The organism is Halotolerantifilum yawarlongkerapense (assembly GCF_054506745.1).
Genome location: NZ_CP199719.1, coordinates 1,635,966 through 1,655,410, shown reverse-complemented (window position 1 = coordinate 1,655,410; position 19,445 = coordinate 1,635,966). Strand labels below are relative to the sequence as shown.

At 51.3% G+C, this 19,445-nt stretch carries 9 protein-coding genes; 8 read left to right on the top strand and 1 reads right to left on the bottom strand.

The annotated features are described in order from the left end of the window. Positions 1 to 53: 53 nt before the first annotated feature. The 6 genes from ACULM0_RS08005 (at position 54) to ACULM0_RS07980 (ending at position 12,994) form a co-directional block, all read left to right on the top strand. On the top strand, positions 54 to 3,038 hold the full coding sequence (locus ACULM0_RS08005) for an S-layer homology domain-containing protein (RefSeq protein WP_463677027.1): 2,985 nt from the start codon (positions 54 to 56) through the stop codon (positions 3,036 to 3,038). A gap of 1 nt (position 3,039) precedes the next feature. After that, positions 3,040 to 4,518, top strand: coding sequence for an S-layer homology domain-containing protein (locus ACULM0_RS08000; RefSeq protein WP_463677026.1), 1,479 nt, complete (start codon positions 3,040 to 3,042; stop codon positions 4,516 to 4,518). 115 nt (positions 4,519 to 4,633) lie between these two features. Continuing rightward, the gene (locus ACULM0_RS07995; RefSeq protein WP_463677025.1) at positions 4,634 to 6,007 is read left to right on the top strand and encodes a S41 family peptidase; all 1,374 of its coding nucleotides are present in this window, start codon (positions 4,634 to 4,636) and stop codon (positions 6,005 to 6,007) included. A 439-nt stretch (positions 6,008 to 6,446) separates the two neighbouring features. Then, complete coding sequence (locus ACULM0_RS07990; RefSeq protein ID WP_463677024.1) at positions 6,447 to 9,389, top strand: S-layer homology domain-containing protein; 2,943 nt, start codon at positions 6,447 to 6,449, stop codon at positions 9,387 to 9,389. Between the two features lie 1,203 nt (positions 9,390 to 10,592). Continuing rightward, positions 10,593 to 11,831, top strand: a complete 1,239-nt coding sequence (locus tag ACULM0_RS07985; protein WP_463677023.1) for a TolC family protein — start codon at positions 10,593 to 10,595, stop codon at positions 11,829 to 11,831. Then, positions 11,828 to 12,994, top strand: coding sequence for a TolC family protein (locus ACULM0_RS07980; RefSeq protein ID WP_463677022.1), 1,167 nt, complete (start codon positions 11,828 to 11,830; stop codon positions 12,992 to 12,994). Before ACULM0_RS07985 ends, ACULM0_RS07980 begins: the two co-directional genes overlap by 4 nt. Before the next feature lie 105 nt (positions 12,995 to 13,099). Here ACULM0_RS07980 and ACULM0_RS07975 read toward each other — a convergent pair whose 3' ends face one another. Then, positions 13,100 to 14,932 (bottom strand): O-antigen ligase family protein, encoded by a 1,833-nt coding sequence (locus ACULM0_RS07975; protein WP_463677021.1) that lies wholly within the window; start codon positions 14,930 to 14,932, stop codon positions 13,100 to 13,102. Positions 14,933 to 15,151: 219 nt separating this feature from the next. On the opposite strand from ACULM0_RS07975, the gene ACULM0_RS07970 reads away from it, so the two are divergent. After that, the gene (locus ACULM0_RS07970; RefSeq protein WP_463677020.1) at positions 15,152 to 16,549 is read left to right on the top strand and encodes a GumC family protein; all 1,398 of its coding nucleotides are present in this window, start codon (positions 15,152 to 15,154) and stop codon (positions 16,547 to 16,549) included. Positions 16,550 to 16,643: 94 nt separating this feature from the next. Further along, positions 16,644 to 19,433, top strand: coding sequence for an S-layer homology domain-containing protein (locus ACULM0_RS07965; RefSeq protein WP_463677019.1), 2,790 nt, complete (start codon positions 16,644 to 16,646; stop codon positions 19,431 to 19,433). Positions 19,434 to 19,445: the final 12 nt, after the last annotated feature.

Sequence of the window (19,445 nt, the reverse complement as noted above, 5' to 3'; positions counted from 1 at the left end):
GAGGTATTCCCTTTGACGCTTATAGAAGGAAAAAAGAGAGGGAGGTTGCAAAGATGAAACGCACGCTACTATACATAACGATCCTGGCCCTGGTGGGGACCATGCCCGTCTTCACCCAGGAGATGCCACTGGATCTCAATGTCCCCATCCTGCGAGCCCAGGTGTACGAGGAAGCCGAGGCCGAGGTGATCGGGGCTCACGCCAAGGGGCAGGCCCTGTTGATCGATAGCTATTTCAGAGATCTGGGGGATTCACCCTATAAGGAAGAGGTCACCCGCTTGGCTGCCCTGGGCGTCGTGGAGAAGTACGGGAGCTTTGACTACCGTCCCTCGGAAGCCCTGACGGGCTTTGAGACCCTGGCCCTCCTCGTCCGGATGACGGGTGGTGGCGACGTGGTGAACCAGCAGGTGCTGGCCCAGGCGCAGAATATGAACGCGGAGGCGCTCAAGCGTCTTTACGATAATACCTACTTGGAGGAGGCCTTGAACCGCGGTATCCTCCTGGAAGAAGAGAGCGGCGGTCTCTTTGCACCGGTGACCCGCGAACGGTTCGCCGTGTGGCTGGGTCGGACCCTGGGTCTCGCTCCTACACCGGGCGACCTCTCGACGCTCATGGCCTTTGAAGACTGGGACCAGGTGGACCCTTCCAACCGGCAGCTCATCGAGCCGGTGCTCGCGGAAAAAATCCTGATGGGTGAGAACGACGGACGGCTCAATCCCCGTGGTCAGCTGACCCGGGGCGAGGCGGCGCTGACCTTGGCGCGAGGCCTGCCCTACGCCAGTGATGGGCTAGGGATTGAGGAGGGCATCGGCATGGTGGTTTCGGTGGAAATAACCACGGAAGCCCAGGCTGGTGGCGACAGGATTATCCACGAGCTGACCTTGAAAGAACTGGACGGCACCTACACGACGCTAGGGTCGGTGGAAGACCGGGCGGCGCGGACGGAGTCGAACTACGTGGGGTACCGGAAGGGTGTGATCTCCGGTAAAAGCGTGTTCAAGGTGGGCGATCAGGTGGCCTACTACACCCTAGACGATCAGGTCCGTTACGTGCGGTCGCTGGAGGACCAGGCGGTGCTACGCCAGCTTATCACCGAAGCGGACTTAGAGGGAACGCGTGCCTATTACGCCGAAGTGAAGGATACTTTTGAAAACACTTACATCAAGGATAGCAACCGCATGCGAGATGAGACGGTCCGCGTGGTGGCCAACTCCGGCGATGTGTTCGATATCGTGGTGACGGAAGACCTCTACACGGGCATCAAGGAAGAGATCCCAGTCTTCTTGCCTGAAGGTGTGGGCGAGATCTCGGACCTGGTGCCGGGGGATACGATCATGATGATCGTGACCGGTGACCAGGAGGTCGTTTACCTGGAGAAGCAACCACTGACGCAAGAGCGGGTGAAGGGGACGCTGCGCAGCCTCGACGAAGGGGAGCAGACCCTCACGATCTATACCTATGACAACGAGATCAAGACCTACCCCTACCTTTCCTACACCCAGACCATGATCAACGGTCGCCCGACGGCGATGGGCGATCTGAAGTTCGGACAGGATATCGAACTGTTGGTCAAGAACGGTACGATCACCCAGGTTTATGGGGAGACCTTCCTCAACCCCGGCTACATTCCTGCCTATGGCAAGATGCGCATGGGAGACGTTTATACCCTGAACAATGACGGGCTCTGGCTCACGCTGTCCACTGGCGAGAAGATGCTGGTCTCTCTGGCCGGTGATCCGGAGATCGTCAAGGCGGGAAGGGCCATCGCTGCTTCGGCCATCCGCATGGGCGACAAGGTCAAGGTCTACTACGATGCCATCGATACCAACCGCCCCTCGCGTATCGAGGTGGAGGGCAAGGAGCGGATCATCAAGAACGTCTACCGGGGTCGCATCGCCAACGTGAATCTGGCGACGGGCAGTCTCGTCCTAGAAGAGCCCTATACGCTGGCGAACACGCGTTTCGAGAAGATGGACACCCACACGGTGACCATCAAGATGCACGACGATGGCAGGGTTTACCACGGTGATCGCTACCTGGCGCTCGACGAGCTCCTGCGCGGTTACCGCGGGGATGTGATCTATGTGGTCGTGGAGGACTTTTACGGCAATGAGCGGGGCATGCAGGCCACCATCAAAAAGGGTGGCGAGCAGGTCTTCTCCGATAGTATCGACGATTTGAACCAGGCACTGTCGCGCGTGGAACTGGATTCCAAGCAAAACGTGGCTTACTCGGAAGGCACCATTGTGCTAAAGAACGGACGCCTGATCGCGCCGGAGAATTTGAAGTACAACGACCACCTGCTGGTGGTGAGCGATTACTACCGCGGGACCAACCACGCCAACGTTCTGCAGGTGACGGGTCTCTTCGATGACTACTTTAGAAATGTACGCTTCGGGACCATCGACCAGGTGGCGGCCAACTACTTTACCTTGGATCACGTGGCCGATATCGATGGCTTCGAGTTCAACACCACGCGCGAGGAGCGCGAGATGCTGTACACCTTTACGGAGACGCAGATCATCGATGCCACCGAGCTTCCACCAACGGAACTGGACCAGAAGACATTCTTCAACGAGCCCTATTCTCGGACGGAGAACCGATCGACGGATGATGAGGGCCTGACCTACGAACGCTACTACGCCGTGATCGTAACCGACGGCGAGGGTGGGACCGTGGCCATGAAGCTCCGCCACAAGGGCCTGGACTATCAGCAGAATTTGGATGACAACCTGGAGGACCGGGATGAGATTCCGGAGGCCATCGACGAAACACTGGCGTCCTACCGGATCACGCGGGGCCTGCTCTCAGAAAAAGACGAGAACTGGAGCCGCTTTACCCTGACCGATGCCTATGAGTGGTCGCGCGTCGGTGGCGAGTGGCGTGCACAGACCAACGATGTGACCATCGAGCACTCGGAGGCGCTCTTCATCCGCGAGGGTGAAGTGATCGAGGAACGCGAGATCGAGGTGGGCGATGAGCTCATGTTCCTGCGCAGTCTCGAGGATGCCGTGCTGATCTTTGTGGAGGCGGATTAAGATGATGAAACGAATGATGATAGGCGCATTGATGCTCAGCCTACTGGTCTCCGGCGGTGGCTTCGCCTACGTCCCCTCCTTTGAGGCAGGGATCGTGGGGGAGACCACCATGACGGAGGGAACCTACTACTACGAGGAGATCACTTTTCTGTCGGGGGAGCCGATTCTGCTCAAGGGGACGGCGACCCTGCCGGAGATTCCGGAAGACGACGATGACTTTCGCCTGACCTACGATTATGAGCTCTTTAATGAAGAGGCCGGTGCCCAGATCAACCGGACGGTGAGTCTACGGGTGGTCCGCGACCGTCGCGACTACGACCAGACCACCACCAAGGTGGAGCTCGCGGGGATCGATGAGGACATCACCATCGACGGGACGGAGTACAACCTGGCCAGTTACCGGTACGACCAGACCAAGCTGACGGACAATACGCCGGCGGTGGATTATTTCAACGGGAACTTCTATTTGAAGCGTGTCTACTATTTGAATGGCGATTTCGCTGACAACGAGGGACGGGTGGACTACGAGATCACCAGCGATACCTTCGTGGGTTACGATCACTACTGGGGCCGGAGCGAGACGCAGATTCTCAACCACACGCTGACGGTTTCGGAGACGGAGGATCCGTACGAGGTCCAGGCCCAGGTGAAGATGAGCTCGCTGGACAAGACGCGCTTTCGCTACACGCGGACGGACCCGCAGAATATCTCTTTCCGCGGCAACTACATCATGACGGAACACCAGGAGAATGTGATGAGTTACCGGGCCAGTACCCCCTCGGAAGACGAGCGGTACGATCGGCAGACGGTGGAGAAGAGTTATTTCCGCGAGCTGGTGACGGACAGCCGGAGCCTGGTGACCCCCAAGTTAAAGGATGTGGGCGGCCACTGGGCGGAGGAGCCCATCGTGCTTTTGACCTCTCTGGAGATCCTGGAGGCCTCGGAGACCTACTTCTCGCCGGATACGCCGATCACACGGTTGGAGTTCGGGAAGGCGCTGGCCAATGCGATCACGTCGATCGAGCCGGCGACGCGTGCGGAGATTATCCGCCGGGCCAGACCGGGAAATGAGAAGCTGTTCTACGATATCGACTCGGACCATGCGGATTACAACCATATCGCCTTCTTAAAAGAACGGGGGATCATGGCGGGGGAGACGGGCTTCTTCAAACCGGACCGTACGGTGACGCGCGAGGAGGTATTGGCGATTCTGATCAACACGCTGGGACTGGAGAACCTGGCGCCGATGCCGCCTTACGCCACGATGTATACGGATGATAGTCAGGTCGCTGCCTGGGCCAAGGACCAGGTGTACGTGGCCGGCGAGATCGGCCTTGTATCGGGCTATGCCGACGGATCGATCCGACCCAAGTCCGAGATGACGCGGGCGGAGGCAGCGGCCCTCTTGGTCAAGTTCATCGACCACATCCGCGATACGATCACCTATGATTATCGGGAAAGCATTTTGAACGTCAGATAGAAAAAAGGCTCCTGGGTTATCCGGGAGTCTTTAACTTTCTGTGACCACCCTTTGCCTGGACACACGTGAGTGGTACAATAAAGAACACATGTAGAAATAGAGGAGTCGATGAAATATGAAGAGAAGAGCAACTGTTGTCCTGACCTCGCTGTTGTTGGTCCTGGTAATGGCCACGTCGGCCTTTGCGATCCCGATCACGGTGCGCGGAGGGGATACCCCCAAGGAGCGATTGGAATTTTTGATGCAGTACATTGAAGAGGGCTATTATGAGGAAGTGGAGGAAGAGCTTCTTTATGAAGCGGCTTACAAGGCCCTCTTCGAGGCGCTAGACCAGCACAGTGTTTACTATAATGAAGAGGAGCTGGAGGCCTTCAATATCGATTCCACGGGCACTTATGGCGGGATCGGTGTGCAGGTGACCATGGAGAATGGTTACGTGACGGTGATCTCTCCCTTTGATGGAACACCCGGTGATCGGGCTGGTATCTTGCCCGGCGATCAGATCGTCGAGGTGGATGGCGTTTCGGTAGAGGGCCAGGCCCTGGATATGGTCGCGAACAAGATGCGTGGAGAGCCGGGCACGGTCCTGAAGCTGGGGGTCAAAAGAAGAGGCGCGGCGGAAATTATCCAGATGGAGATCACGCGCGAGGTAATCACGGTACATCCTGTGACCTATGAGGTGCTTGAGGAAGGTATGGGCTATTTACGTTTATCGACCTTTAACGAGCACGCTTTCAAGGAAGTGGCGGCTGCGCTCACGAAGAACGGCGACCGTCCCTTAATCGTGGATCTGAGAAATAATCCCGGTGGTTTTCTCGATCAGGTAATTAAAATTGCAGACCTGTTCCTGCCCAAGGGCGCTCCGATTCTGACGGTAGACTACCGGGCGAGAGAGGACCAGTCCTATATCGCTTCTGTGGATATGCTTTATAAGGGAGAAACAGTTGTGCTGATTAACGAGGGTAGCGCTAGTGCCTCGGAGATTTTGGCGGGTGCGCTCAAGGAGAACAATCGCGCCACGATCCTGGGGACGACGTCCTATGGGAAGGGCACGGTTCAGAATCTTATTGAATTGTCCGATGGCAGTGGTGTAAAGATGACGATCGCCGAGTATTTGGTGGGCCGTGATGTGAAGATCGATGGTGTGGGCGTGAGCCCTACGGTCGATGCTGATGTGGACGAGGGTTTTTACGAGCAGGTGGAGAATCTCCAACCCTTCGTGATGGAGGATCCGCTGGAGCGCGGAAGCGTGGGCATCGATGTGTATGCAGCGCAGGAGAGATTAGCGCTTCTTGGTTACGAGCTGTCTGTGGATGGCCTCTTTGGATCGGGTACGGAGGGGATCCTAAAGACTTTTGAAGAAGAGCGCGGGATTACCGTGGACGGGATCCTGGAGGATGAGACGGAGCGCGAGCTGAATACGGCGATCCGTGAGCAGATGGCGGATCAGGTGCTGAAACAGGCGATCGACTACCTTCAGAACAACTAGAAAAACAAAAGGAACCTCTCGAGCGATCGAGAGGTTCTCCTATTTCATACGGTTTTATGATTATTCAGTCCACAGGTGGATAAAAGTCAAAAAGAGCCCAGATCCGCCAAAACGTGGTTATCAACAGGTTGTGGATACGAATTGTGGATAAACACAGGACAATTGTTGATAACTTTTGGTTTTTAGCGGAAAATCAACACAATGGTAACCCAATTGTAAATGCATCTTGGGTCATTCTGTTGTATAATGGGTCTAGAAGGTCCGAGTATTGATTTTTCAGTCTTTTACAGTTCTATTACAAGAAATGGGAGAGATTGACCTGGTCACCGAGCAAGTGATATAATCAATGCTAGGATTGGCGTGGGCTATTGTGGTTCATGCCAGAACAAGGGATGTACCCCTAAAAAGTACATAACAATTATAAGGGAGGAATTTGAACATGAAGAGAGTATTATCATTAGTACTAGCTTTAGTGCTGGTACTGGGTAGTATGCCTTTAGCCTTCGCGGATGAGCATATGACCGCGGGCGATCAGCTCTATGAGTGGAACTTGATCGCAGGCCGAAGCGCAACTGAAAAAGAACTTGACGAAGAGGGTACGTTAAATCGTGCTGAGTTAATGGTGCTTTTCGCACAGCTGAACGGTGTTGTAGAAGACGCTGAAAACTTTGAGTTACCATCTGGTTTCTCAGACGTTGACGCAGAAGCTTGGTACGCACCTTTCGTAGCTTACGGCAAAATGGCTGGTTGGACTGCTGGATACCCAGACGGAACATTCAAGCCCATGAACGCTGTATCAGCTCAAGAAATGGCAGCTTTCGTACTGAACGTTCTGAACTACGAAGTAGTTTGGGCTAGCGCTATGGAAGATGCTGCAGCAATCGGCATCGACGTAGAAGTGATGAACACTGCAATGCTGACTCGAGGCGAAGGCTTCGCATTCATGCTGGCAGCTGTAAACACTGTTCCTAATGGCGCAACTGAGAAGCTTGGCGTACAGCTTGGCGTACTCGAGCCAGAAGCTCCAGTAGTAGTTACACCTGAAGAGCTTGAAGTTGTTTCTGTAGAAGCACTCAACCTCGTTCAGATCGAAGTAGTCTTCAATCAAGAAGTAGACAAAGAGTCTGCTGAGAAGACTGACAACTACTCCGTAGAAGACGAAGATTTCGATCTTCAAGATGCTACACTTCTCGAAGATGGTGTGACTGTCATTCTGACACTTGACCTTACTGATGATATCCCTTCACAAGAAGAGGTTTCTGAAGTAACAGTTGAAGGCGTTGAAGATCTTGATGAGAATGAAGTGATTGAAGCTACATTCGAAGTTGAGTTCCTTGACAAGACTTTCCCTGAAGCTGTAAAAGCTGAAGTAGTAGGTAATGATACGATTAAAGTATTCTTCTCAGAACCGATTAAGACTTTTGAGAAAGATGACTTTGATGTAGAAGACTACTATGTAAAATCTGTAACTGCAGCGAATAACGCTACTGAAATCAACGTAGAGGTTTACGGTACGCTTGAAGAAGGTATGTTAACTGTTGAAGTTGATAATGATGTTGAAGATTTCGCTGGCTACAGCATTCTTTCTCAAGTATTTGAGATTGAAGTAGTAGAAGATGATGAAGCACCTTTCGTTGTTGGATACAAGAATGCATCTGCCACTGAAGTTACTTTGATTTTCAACGAAGATATTGAGTTTGTTAACTTCAAGAACTACGATGGTGAAGTAACTAATGCTTCTGATGATGATGATTTCTACCACACAAATACTAAAAATGTGTTTGATAAAGCAGAAATCGATGGAGCGGAGTTAACGCTCAAATTTGACGAAGATTATGAGATGCCTGAAGGCACAGTTTACCTTTACGTTAATGGTAATGCTGTAAACGATTTATGGGATAACGAGAATGAATCAACACTTCGAGTTGCTATTGAGCTTGAGATTGATAACGAGAAGCCTGTAGTTCTTGACGTATACACTGATGAAGATCGTGAAGATCGTGTAGTAATCGAGTTTAACGAAGATGTGAAATTTGATGAAGACGAGCCAGAAGATTACTTCCAGCTCCTAGATAGCGATGGAGACGATGCAGATATCGACTTCGATTTCGTTACTCAGAATACTTCTGATGAAATTACTCTTGAGTTCGACGAAGAGTTAAGCGGAGACTACACGTTAGTAATCGAGGGCTTTGAAGACAGAAGCGGAAATGTGATGGATAAAATCGCTTACGACTTCACTGCTGAAGACGTTACATCTCCAGATCCAGACGACTTCTCAGCTAAAGTATATGACGCTGGTGAAGAAGATCAGATGCTCAAGATTTCTTTCGATCAAGAAATGGCTACTTCAGGGAAATACTCAGTAGACGATATTGAAAAGTACACAATCGTTCATACTGATGGTACTAAAGTGAAGCTTTCTTCTCTGGGCGAAGAACCTGTTATCGACGTTGTTGATAATGGCAAAGCTGTAGAGATTACGATCCCATCTTCTAAAGATGAGCCAGATGCGAAGGCAGAAGATGTATTCGATTTCGTTAAAGCAGATGTAGATACTAACGAGTATGATGTTCGCATTGCACGTGTAGCTGATGCTGCTGGTAACTTCATGGACGAATTCTCTGCTGACATTGACATTGTTGGTGAAGGCAAAGTTGAAGTTAAGAAGATTGAAGCTACAGATACAGACGAGATTAAAGTTACTCTGAAAGATCGTTTAGACGATATTGATGACGATGATTTCGTAGTGTATGTCAACACAACTGCTTCTGTTATTGAAGTAGGCGTGGACTTAGATGAAGATAGCGATGGTAACAGCGTAGTAGTTCTTACAATTCTCGAAGATGATGATGTTGCTTTAGTTGATTATGACGCAACAAATCTCATGGTAGAGATTGTTAAAGATGCTGACAGAGTTCTCTCTGAGAATCGATATGGTGAAGAGATTGACTACGGTCTGTACACTAACGTCGTAGATAAGATTGCTCCAGAAGTTCAGATCGCTGACAAAGGTACAGTTAAGGATATCGCTAATATTACTGTGACGAATGACAATACTGTTACTAATGGCGTTATCGTAGTTGTAACTTTTGAAGAGCTTCTTAATGAGTCTTCTGTATCAAACGTATCAGTTGTAGATATTGCTGGCTACGAGTATGATGGTGGAAACGACGAGGCAATTACATCAGTAGTTGCTAGCGGAAACCAGATTACGATCAGAGTCAAAGATACAGATGAGAAAATTACAGCTTCCGATTTCTATGAAGAAGATATCGTATTCGCTACCACTATTCGAGACTTCAGAGGAAACAACAAAATTGGAGATACTCGCGTAGAGATTCCAACTGCAACAGATTACAATGCAGTATACGGTAACTAATTTCAGTTACTAGAGATTACAAATCCCTCCTCGTTTTCGAGGGGGGATTTTTGTGCGCGTGGCAGCGCAATATACTAAAGGGTGAAAGTCCCGAATGCACCGATATGGCGGAAGCAGATAGCTGAGCGATAGTGCGTCTTTGCGAAAAGGGGTGCGGAGGATCGTAAGGCAAACCACTGCACAGAGCTGCAACTAAAACCCATGGTAGCATGATGCTGGAGGAGAACCTTGTAAAGTGTGGGAGACTCCAATACCATAAGCAGATCCACATGATGTTAAGAGGGCTGGGGCAGTGGGAAAGTATATTGACGTGACCCATGGAGACCTCATCGGTTCCTGAAAGGGTATAAATCATCAAAGGCGAAAGCAGGAGAGGATTTAGATGGCTGGTGAGGAGTCAGAGTGCGGTATAGTAGTGAAGAAGTCCATCTCGGGGCCAGGCACTTTCCCTGAAGAAAGTAAGCTGATTGAACCCTGCATCTCAGCAATAGCAACGACTTGCTTTACCAGCTGGAAAAGTTTCTTCCGCTTTGGGGCCTGTCCTCATGATTGAAGAAGTGAAAAAACAAATCCGCATCCCTGAGTCAAATGACTTGGAGGCGCGGATTTTTGTATGTATCGGTCGATTGGTAACATAGGTTATGCGGCCGATAGATGTGTTTTGCTATAAGATTGCGGGTCCAGGTACTTTCTTGGAAAAAAGTCGTCTGATGGAATCCTGCGCATCGGTAATAGCAACGGTAGAGCATCTCGAATGAAAAAGTTTCTTCCTCGATAGGGCCTGTCCCCATGAGTGAAGAAGTGAAAAAACTAATCCGGGTCTCTGAGTTGAAAAACTGGAGGTGCGGATTTTTCTATGTATCAGCCTGTTGGTAACATAGGTTATGAAACCGATCAATGTGTTTTGCTATAATGAGTCTAGAGCTGTAGGCGACAGATCTACGGATGGGTATCGGGGTTTCTCAAACGATTTCTTAAACGGCCTGACTGCTGTCATATTAAAAGTTGATGAGATCATCACGTACATCCTGAGTAGGAGGACAGAATTTGGTATAATAGATGGGTATTGAAGGAAAGAATTGAATCCATTGATTTCCCGGGTAATAGCTAGGGGTTGTTCCGACTTCATAAAATCTTAAGAAAGCATTTCACATAAATTAACCTGCATGGGGTATGATAAAAGGGATAAGGAGGTAACGTGCGATGAGAAATAAGATAACGGTTCTCTTATTGGTACTCGGGTTGGTTCTTCAAAGTGGAGCTACATACGCTGCTCCAGCATTGACATTGAATGAGGCCACCGAGATCCTATTGGAGAATAGCGACGTGCTCGAGAACCTGGACGATCAGGTTGAAGAGATTGAAAAGCAAGCTGATCGTTTGCAGGCTCGCGGGATGTCCCAAAGACAGCTCGTTGAAGACTTTGAGCTTTACCAAAAGCTGGATAGCTTCGACCGCAATGGCGTTCGGCTTACCGATGACCAGGAAGATGAGTTGGAGAAACTCCGGTTCATGTTTATGTTTATTCCCTTTGATCCCGGCAAGAGTGGTTACATTCAAATGAAACTGCTTGGCGAGTATACTTATGAAAACGTGCGCCACGGCGCCAACCAGTTGGCGCATACTCGCGAAACAACAGCAATTCAACTGAGTCGAGGTCTCAAAGGACTCTATGAAGGCATCTTATCTCTTGAGAATACATTGGATCTTCAAAGAGACTACCTAGATATCACGGAACGTCAGGCAGTGAATAGTAAGCTTAAACTGTCCTTGGGTGAAGTCTCTATTCTAGAGAACGAAAAAGCGCAGATGGATTATCAGGCCCAGATCAAGCAGGTGGAAAACCTCGAACGATCACTGGCGAACCTCAAGATGCAACTTAACGAAATGCTCGAGCGTGATGCTCAGACTGCATTTTCCGTACGCGAATCAATCCGTACGCGATCACGTGAGCTTGAATCGCTAGAGTACTACCTGCAGAGTGCACGGGAGACACGTTACGACTATAACGATGCTTTGAGAGGCCTTGAACTCGCTCAGATCAAATACGACGTGGTTTCTGAAGTAACCTCTGTGGAAACCTCCGATGACTTTATCGATGCCAGAATCACTCTGCTCGAAGCACAAGATACCTTATCCACCACACTCGATGCTTTGATTCAAGACGTGATCTTCGGCTACAAAGAGATAAAGACGGCGCTTGTGGCACTACAGAATGCCGAGAAGACCTATGTCAATGCCATGGAAAGCTACCGTCATGCATACGTGAGCTATGAGCTCGGGTATATGACTAGGGTCCAAATGGACCTGGCTACATTCCAGAAAGATATGGCAGATAATGCACTGAAAGAAGCGCTACGTACCTATAATGCAACCTACGACCGCTTCATGGATGCCGTAGGTGTCGGACCGGCCTTTGCCGAGGAGGGACAAGGACAATGAGAAGAAAAATGATCGTCGGCCTGCTGGTCGCACTATTGAGCCTTCAGGGCATCGGGTTTGCCGTGGTGGATACCAGTATTACACTAGATGAAGCTATGATCTATGCACTGGATAACCCCCAATTTGATATCCTAGAGAAGAGAATCGAACTGGCTGAAAACGAATTGAGAAGTGCTGAGTTTGATGCGGAAGATGTTTACATCGCCCGTTATATGGATGAAGAGGAACGCTTGAACCTGACCTTCCAAGAGAACCTCACGTCTCTCGAGAAAGCATTCGCTATCGAGAAGTTAGAACGACAGAAAGAAGACCTGATCGTGGATCTTGAAAACCAAGCCTATGACCTCTACCATCAGATCAAGGCTACAGAGTTTCAGCTGGTCACAGAGAAGGAGTTCGTCTCCACAGCTGAGCGGGAGCTATCCAATGCTAAACTCCGTTTGGAAAAAGGCCTGATCACCCAGTTGGATTACGACCGATTGGCACTCGCACTTTCACAAAGACAACAATCAATCTCGGCGCTTGAAAATCAACTGGAGAATCAGCTTTACTCCTTTAAGCAACTGATCAACTACGATCTGATCACTAAGGTGACGCTGGCCAGCCCCATCGATACGACGCCCGTGGTGATTGACTACGATCTCGAGAAGATTGAAGCTTACAAGCTGGAAGGCATCACGGAAATCGTGAACCTCGAGCGAGAGCTTGAACTGCTTGAGTATAAGGTAGAGCTGATTCTGGACGAGGCAGACGACGACGCCGACCTCTATGATGATACCCAAGAAGAAATAGTGGATACAGAAGAGGCGCTCTTGGATGCTAGGCGCTCCGCCCGTTTCAATCTTTTCACGGAGCACAACAATCTGCTCAATGCGAAAAACACCAGCGAGATCAACAAGATGACTTTTGACTACGATAAGCGTCTGTACGCGAGTGAGAAGCTCAAGTACGATCTGGGCATGATCACCTATGTCGAGCTGCAGGCGACACACAATGACCTGGTGAGCGATTACCTGGCCTACATCGAGTCACGCGTGGATCTGATGACCAAGATGCGAGACTTCGACAGTAAGTACCACTTAGACGTTCCCTTCCCAGAAGAGCCCGCTGAAGACGCTGTCGAGGAAACGACAATGGAAGAGCCGGCTGGAACAGAAGAATAATCTCAACATAATAAAGGCCGCCCGCCCACAAGATTTCTTGTGGGCGGGCGGCCTTTGCTCTGTCAATAACTTGAGTTTTCTCGTGTCGGTTAGCTTGCGGTGAACTCAGGCAGTGGCCTTCTTGCTCTTCTTCTCCAACTTGCCCTCGTAATCGAAGTACAGGATCACGGCAATGCCGAAGCCGATCAGCATCCAGGAGAGGGGCGATACATTGACGTTGCCGTCGTTCGTAAGACCTGCGAAAAGGTAACCGATGATGGCCACGAAGCTGGCCTTACCCACCAGGGAGAAGTAGTGTTGCTCGTCTGTCTCGTGCTTCATGAAGTTGATCGTGGCCAGCTTGGCTAGGATCAGGACCACGGCTATCATATAGGCAATGAGGGACAGGAGACCGGTATTGATGGCCATCTGCATGAAGAAGTTGTGCGGTTTGTCTACGATCATATTCGGATTGCTGAAAGCATGTCGCTTGCCCACGTAATCGTCTTGTGGGAACTCGATCACGTAGTGGTCGGGACCGGCGCCGATGATCAGGTTATCCATAATCAGTGGAATCGAACGGCTCCAGATATAACCGCGGCTCGAACCAACGCGTTCGTAACCATCGAGCGGGCTGAAGGTCTCCGCATCTCTCAGGGGGATTTTGCGTCCCAATTGGTTGATGTAGTAGAAACCAGATTCACCAAGACCGAAGTCCCATTCACGTCCATCGAAACGAAATCGGATGAATAGGTCGTCCTCCATGTTTCCGTATTGCATGGTCCATCCTGCTAGGGTCTCGTTCTCAAAGGTATAGGTTTTATTCTCCTTGTCAAAAGGCATCTTGATCTGCGTGCCATCTTCTGTGTGTAACTCAACACCTTTACCTCGATCCTCTAGGTCGTAGGTGAAGACGAAGCGCTCGTTGCGGTAGTCGATAAAGAGTTCATTGTCCCTGGTGATCACACGCTGTAGGGCGTTGTTCTCCGTCTTTTCAATCTGGAAGCCCGTGTCCAACCTTCGGGTGAAGATATTGTCCAGCGACTCGTCGGCCTGGACGAAGGCGAAGCCCATGAGGGCGATGAGCGGTAAGATGATCCACCAGCGCTTGAGGAGAAAGGGTGCATTGAAGAGGGCCAGGGCGATGAGGGCTGCCGTGATCCCTACGAAACCACCTCTCGAGTAGGAACCGATCAGCGTGACGATGGACAAGGCACTGAGGCCAGCCCAGAGAAGCTGCCAGCGCTTCTGGTGGTGGAAGATAGCCATGGTAATGCCGAAGGGAATCAGCATGGCCAGGTAGTAACCCACGTAGTTGGGGTTGTAGACTGTCATGTAGACGCGGCGCTCGCCCACTGTGAAGTTGACGTTCTCGGGGTCGAGGCCTGAGTACTTACCCAGGAGCATCAACTTGGTACCCAGCTCCGAACGGAAGAAATCCTGGCCCATGAACTGGAAGATACCGATGACGACCATTCCCAGGGAGACAATGTAGAGAGCCTTGATCACAATGGAGAGTCGCTTCTGGTCGTACAGGACCACCCCGGTGTAAAGGGCCATGATCAGGTAGGACAGGAGCACCCATAGGCCTTCATAGCGCTCCCTGAAGCCCATCAGGGCGATGGGGCGGGAGTAGGCCGTCAGGGTGGACAGGATGAAGAGCAGGGCCATGGCGGCGAAAGCGTATAGAATCGGCCCCTTCTTGAAGGTAATCTTTTTGGATAAAAAGTACATCGCGAGCATCACGAAGGCCGCGCCCCCTGAAATCATGATGGATAGGCTCTTCACATAACTGAAGACATCTAGGGTTTCTCCCTTGTAGACCGTCCAGAACAAATCGGTCTCCGGCAGTTGTACACCCATGACCTTCACGAGGGCCGGGGTGATCACACCGAAGAGAATAATGGGAAGTAGCGTCAGCAACGAAAAGGTCTGGCGCTTCTGGTTTTTTTGTATCATGGTGTTGGTGACCTCCTTTAATATCATGGCTATTATATCATAATGATTCCCATATGAATATGCACAGAAGCCCATTCAATGATGGGCTTAAAGCCTTGGAATCAGCGAATTTCGCTAGTGAATATCATATAATCTAATTTTAATATTGCGAGGACCAAAAGGTTGGTGAAATATGTTAAAATATGAGGTGATGAAAAGATGATGATGAGGTGAAGACTATTGGAAAATTACCAAGAACAATACGATGAAATCAGCCTTCGGGAGTTAATCGAAGCTTTACTACGCGGGAAATGGTGGATTGCAGGGTTCACGGGGGTGGCCATCCTCTTGGCTGGGATCGTGTCCTTTTTCGTGATGGATCCTACCTACGAGGCCAGCGTGACGCTGATGCCCACGACGATCGAGCAACCGCAGCGGGTAGATCCCAACGCGGACAATATCACGGAAATCCTGAACAACATCTCGACCTATCCGTCGCTCAACTTAGAGTCCTACAAGCAGCAGATCAAAAGCTACGAGGTACTCAGCCAGGTGATTGAGAAGGAGAACCTGACCGTCGAACGGGACGGAGAAGAGGTACCCTACACGTACGAGCAGCTGGCGAACAAAATCACAGTCAGCTCGGGCAATGATACGTACCTGATCAATATCTCGGTATCCGATACGGATCCTGTGTTCGCTGCAGAGATTGCCAATGCAGTGAAGCGGGAGTACATTTCCTTTATCGATCGCATGCAGGATGAACGGTTGTCAACTTCCTACGAATTCCTGAGCCGTCAGTTTGTGGATGAGGAGCAAAACCTCGAGCAGAGTCTACAGGAGCTCAAGGACCTCCTGGCCAGCGGTAAATCTTCCACAGAGCTCAACAGCGAGATCCAGATCAAACTCGACTTCCTCAACGCCCAGAAGACCCAGCGAACGGGCCTCGAGGAAGCTTACCAGACCAATACCATGGAGAAGGAGCTGGAGCTGAAAGTAGCCGAGAGCGAGCTGGCCACCGTGCGCGCCAACTTGGCGAGCACACCCCAGATGCTCAGCACTTCTAAGAGTATATATAATGAACCCGTCGTCAAAGACGCACTACGCGATCAGACGGGTGCCACGGTATCGGATCTTTCCGAAATCCAGTTTCAGTCCGAAGAGATCAACCCGGTGTACACGGAGCTTAGGAGCCGCGAGGCCGAGCTCGAGGGCATGGTCACGCGTTTGCGCCAGGAGATTATCAACCTCCAGACCAAGTACAAGGAGCAGACCGTACGCTTAGAGGAGACCATCACCACGGTGGAAGAAGAGCTGGACGAACTGAAGGTCATCTACGCAGAGCGCGAGTACGAGGAGAAGCTACTGAACAACAAGGTGGCCACTTCCCAGCAGATCTACGATGCCTTCGTTAACAAGCTCGAGAGTACGCGGATCGCAGAATCCACGCGAATCGCAGAATCCAGTATGATCGTCGTATCGGACGCTTTCGTGCCGAATCGACCCACCGGTCCCAACAAAATGCTCAATCTGGCCATTGGCGCGGTGCTCGGATTGATGCTCGGGGTCTTCGTGGTCTTCTTCAAGGAGTACTGGCAGAACACCGGAGCGGAAACCAAAGCAGAAAAAAAGGCATAGATAGGGAACGACAGAGGGCCCCTGGCTTCGACACCACGGAGCTCGGGCCCTTTTTGCCTACAGACGACAACCACAAGATGAAAGGGGAATTTTCATGAGAAAAACACTGGTGTTTTTACTGACAATCGCCCTCTTGATCCCATCGATGGCGAGCTTCGCCGCGACCGGGGCCGAGAACCTTTACGATTATGGATTTATCGCCGGAGCCGATGGCGACCTGATGGTCGATAAATCCCTGACCCGGGCAGAGGCAACGGTACTTTTATCTGAAATGTACGGTAAGAAAGAAGAAGCTGAGAACTTCATCTTCGTCCCGACCTTCACCGATGTGAAGGCCGGCGATTGGTACGCCCCTTACATCGGCTACGCCCGCGTGGCCGGCTGGGTATCGGGTTACGAGGACAATAGCTTTAAACCCAAGAATCCTATCAGCCAGCGCGAATGGGCAGCCATGCTCATGAAAGTCATGGGTTACGAGTTCCCGTGGGTGGATGTGCTCGATGAAATGGAAGATGTGGGCATTGAAGTAGAGGCCACGATCCCCGGCGCCATCCTACGCGGCGAGGCCTTTGAGGCCATGTGGCAGGCCGTGAACCTCCCTCGAAAGGATGCCGATATGCCCCTGGGAGAAGAGATCGGACGGTTTGAGCCTTCGGTTCCCGAACCGGAAGAGCCTGAAGAGCTGCCTTTCCTCGTGATCGAAGAAGTGACCAGCGATCACCTGATGGGCATGACCCTGCATTTCAACAGAGAAGTGGACAAAGAAGAAGCGGAGAATCTGGAGACCTACGAACTGGAGGATGAAGACGGTCGGGACATCGCTCTCGATCGCGCCGTGTACGATGCTCGTGAGATGACGGTGGTCCTCACCTTTGAAGAGGCCGTAGACCAGCAGGAAGAGGTCACGCTGATTATCGAAGAGCTAAGTGCAGTAGAGGGGATTCCTCTGGAAGACTTCGAAGAGACCTACACCGTCTCCGACCGAACCTTCCCGTCGGTACTGAGCGCACGTGTCATCGGAAGCGAGGCCATCGAAGTGCGATTCTCTGAGCCAGTTATGCCTCATGACATTGACGAGGACGACGTGGCCACTCTGGACAAGGATGCCATCGACGTGGATGAGGGTGATATTTACGTACGGGAAATCGTGCTACTAGATGGTAACCGCAGGGCGGTCATCGAGACCTATACCTCCATCCGCGACGATGTCATGGTGGATCCAAAGCCGACGATCGAAGACTACGCGGGCCTCAGCCTCGTGTCTGATCCCATCGAAGCCGCTTACGAGCGGGATGACGATGCACCGGAGATCATCGCGGTCGAAGAGGTTTCCCCTGTGGGATTGACCCTCGTGTGGAGCGAGACCATCCGCCTGGAGAACGGCAACAAGTCTCATTATTATCACTCGAACACAAATACGCTGATCGACAGCAATTTGACCGCATCGGATATCGACGGCGAGCGGATGCGCCTCTCCTTTGCCAATGATCCGCTACCGGAAGGTCGGGTGCGCGTCTACGTGGACAACGATAGCGTGAGCGACTACTGGGGTAACGAGAACGACGACGAGAGCATCACGGTGGAGATCGAAGAGGACAATACCGATCCTAGCGTCGAAGAGATCGAAGTCCTCGATGAGAACGAGATCATGATCACCTTCTCAGAACCCATGAACAACGGCAACTATGCCATGGAAAATCGGAACAATTACGTGCTCTTCGATGAGTCGCACGATGAGATCGATGACGCCGTCTTGAGAGCAGATTACGATGCCTCGGAGTACACGGTGACGATCACCTTCTACGACCAGCTCAATGGCCTTTACAGCCTCCTGATGGAAGATCTGGAGGACGCTTCGGGCAACGGTCTCGACGATGACGAGCATTTCTTCGAAGTGGCCGATCTCACATCGCCTGAGAGCGACAAGTGGACGGCGAAAGCTTACTTCGTGGGTGATGAGGACCAGATGCTGCGGATCACTTTTGATGAACCTATGGCGACAGATGGGAAATACAGTGTGCTCGATCTTGAGAAGTACCAGGTAAACGGTATCGATCTCGTGGATCTAGATGACGTGGCGATCAAGTCCGTCGAGGATGGAAAGGCGATCGAGATTTACATCGATCCGGAGGAACTGGAGATCGATGTCGACAGTGATGATGAGGCCGAGGATGACGATGACGTGGTCATCGCCCGCGTGGCCGATGAAGCCGGCAATTATACCGCCAGCTTCGTGAATGTGATCGATCTGCAGGGCGAGGGTACTTTCCGCATCGACTACGCCCAGCTAATCCGCGAGGACCAGGTACGGGTGACCTTCACCGAGGAAATCGTGGGTCTCGAGCCAGATGACGTGCGCGTCTATGAGGACGACGATCCGTTGGCCCTCGACGATGTACTGAGCGGTCTTAACGACGATGGCGTCACGGAGATCATCTATGTGCTCCGAAACCCCGTGCCCACCGACGCAACGGATTTGACCGTGCAGGTGGTGGACAACGAATCGGTAAACCGCTATGATGAGACCCTAGATCTCGACCAGGCACCTGTGCTGGTGGAGGATAAGGTCGGCCCCACGCTGGCGAGAGTGACCATCGACGGCGACGAGGAAGACGATATTATCTATGACGAGGACCGTGCCCGCGTGGAGCTTACCTTCACCGAGGATATCGATCCGAGAACGGTATCGCTCCTTTCTTTCGAGGTCATGAACTATGAGATTAGCGATATCGGTGTTTCCGGGACCCGCATCTACATCTACATCGATGCAGACGATGAGGACCGGGTGGAGCGCTACGATGAAGTGATCCAAATGCACGAGATTCGTGATATGAACGGCAATGGTGTGACCGGCATCTCCGGTCGCATCCAAGAGATCGAATAGACGGGAAGAGGC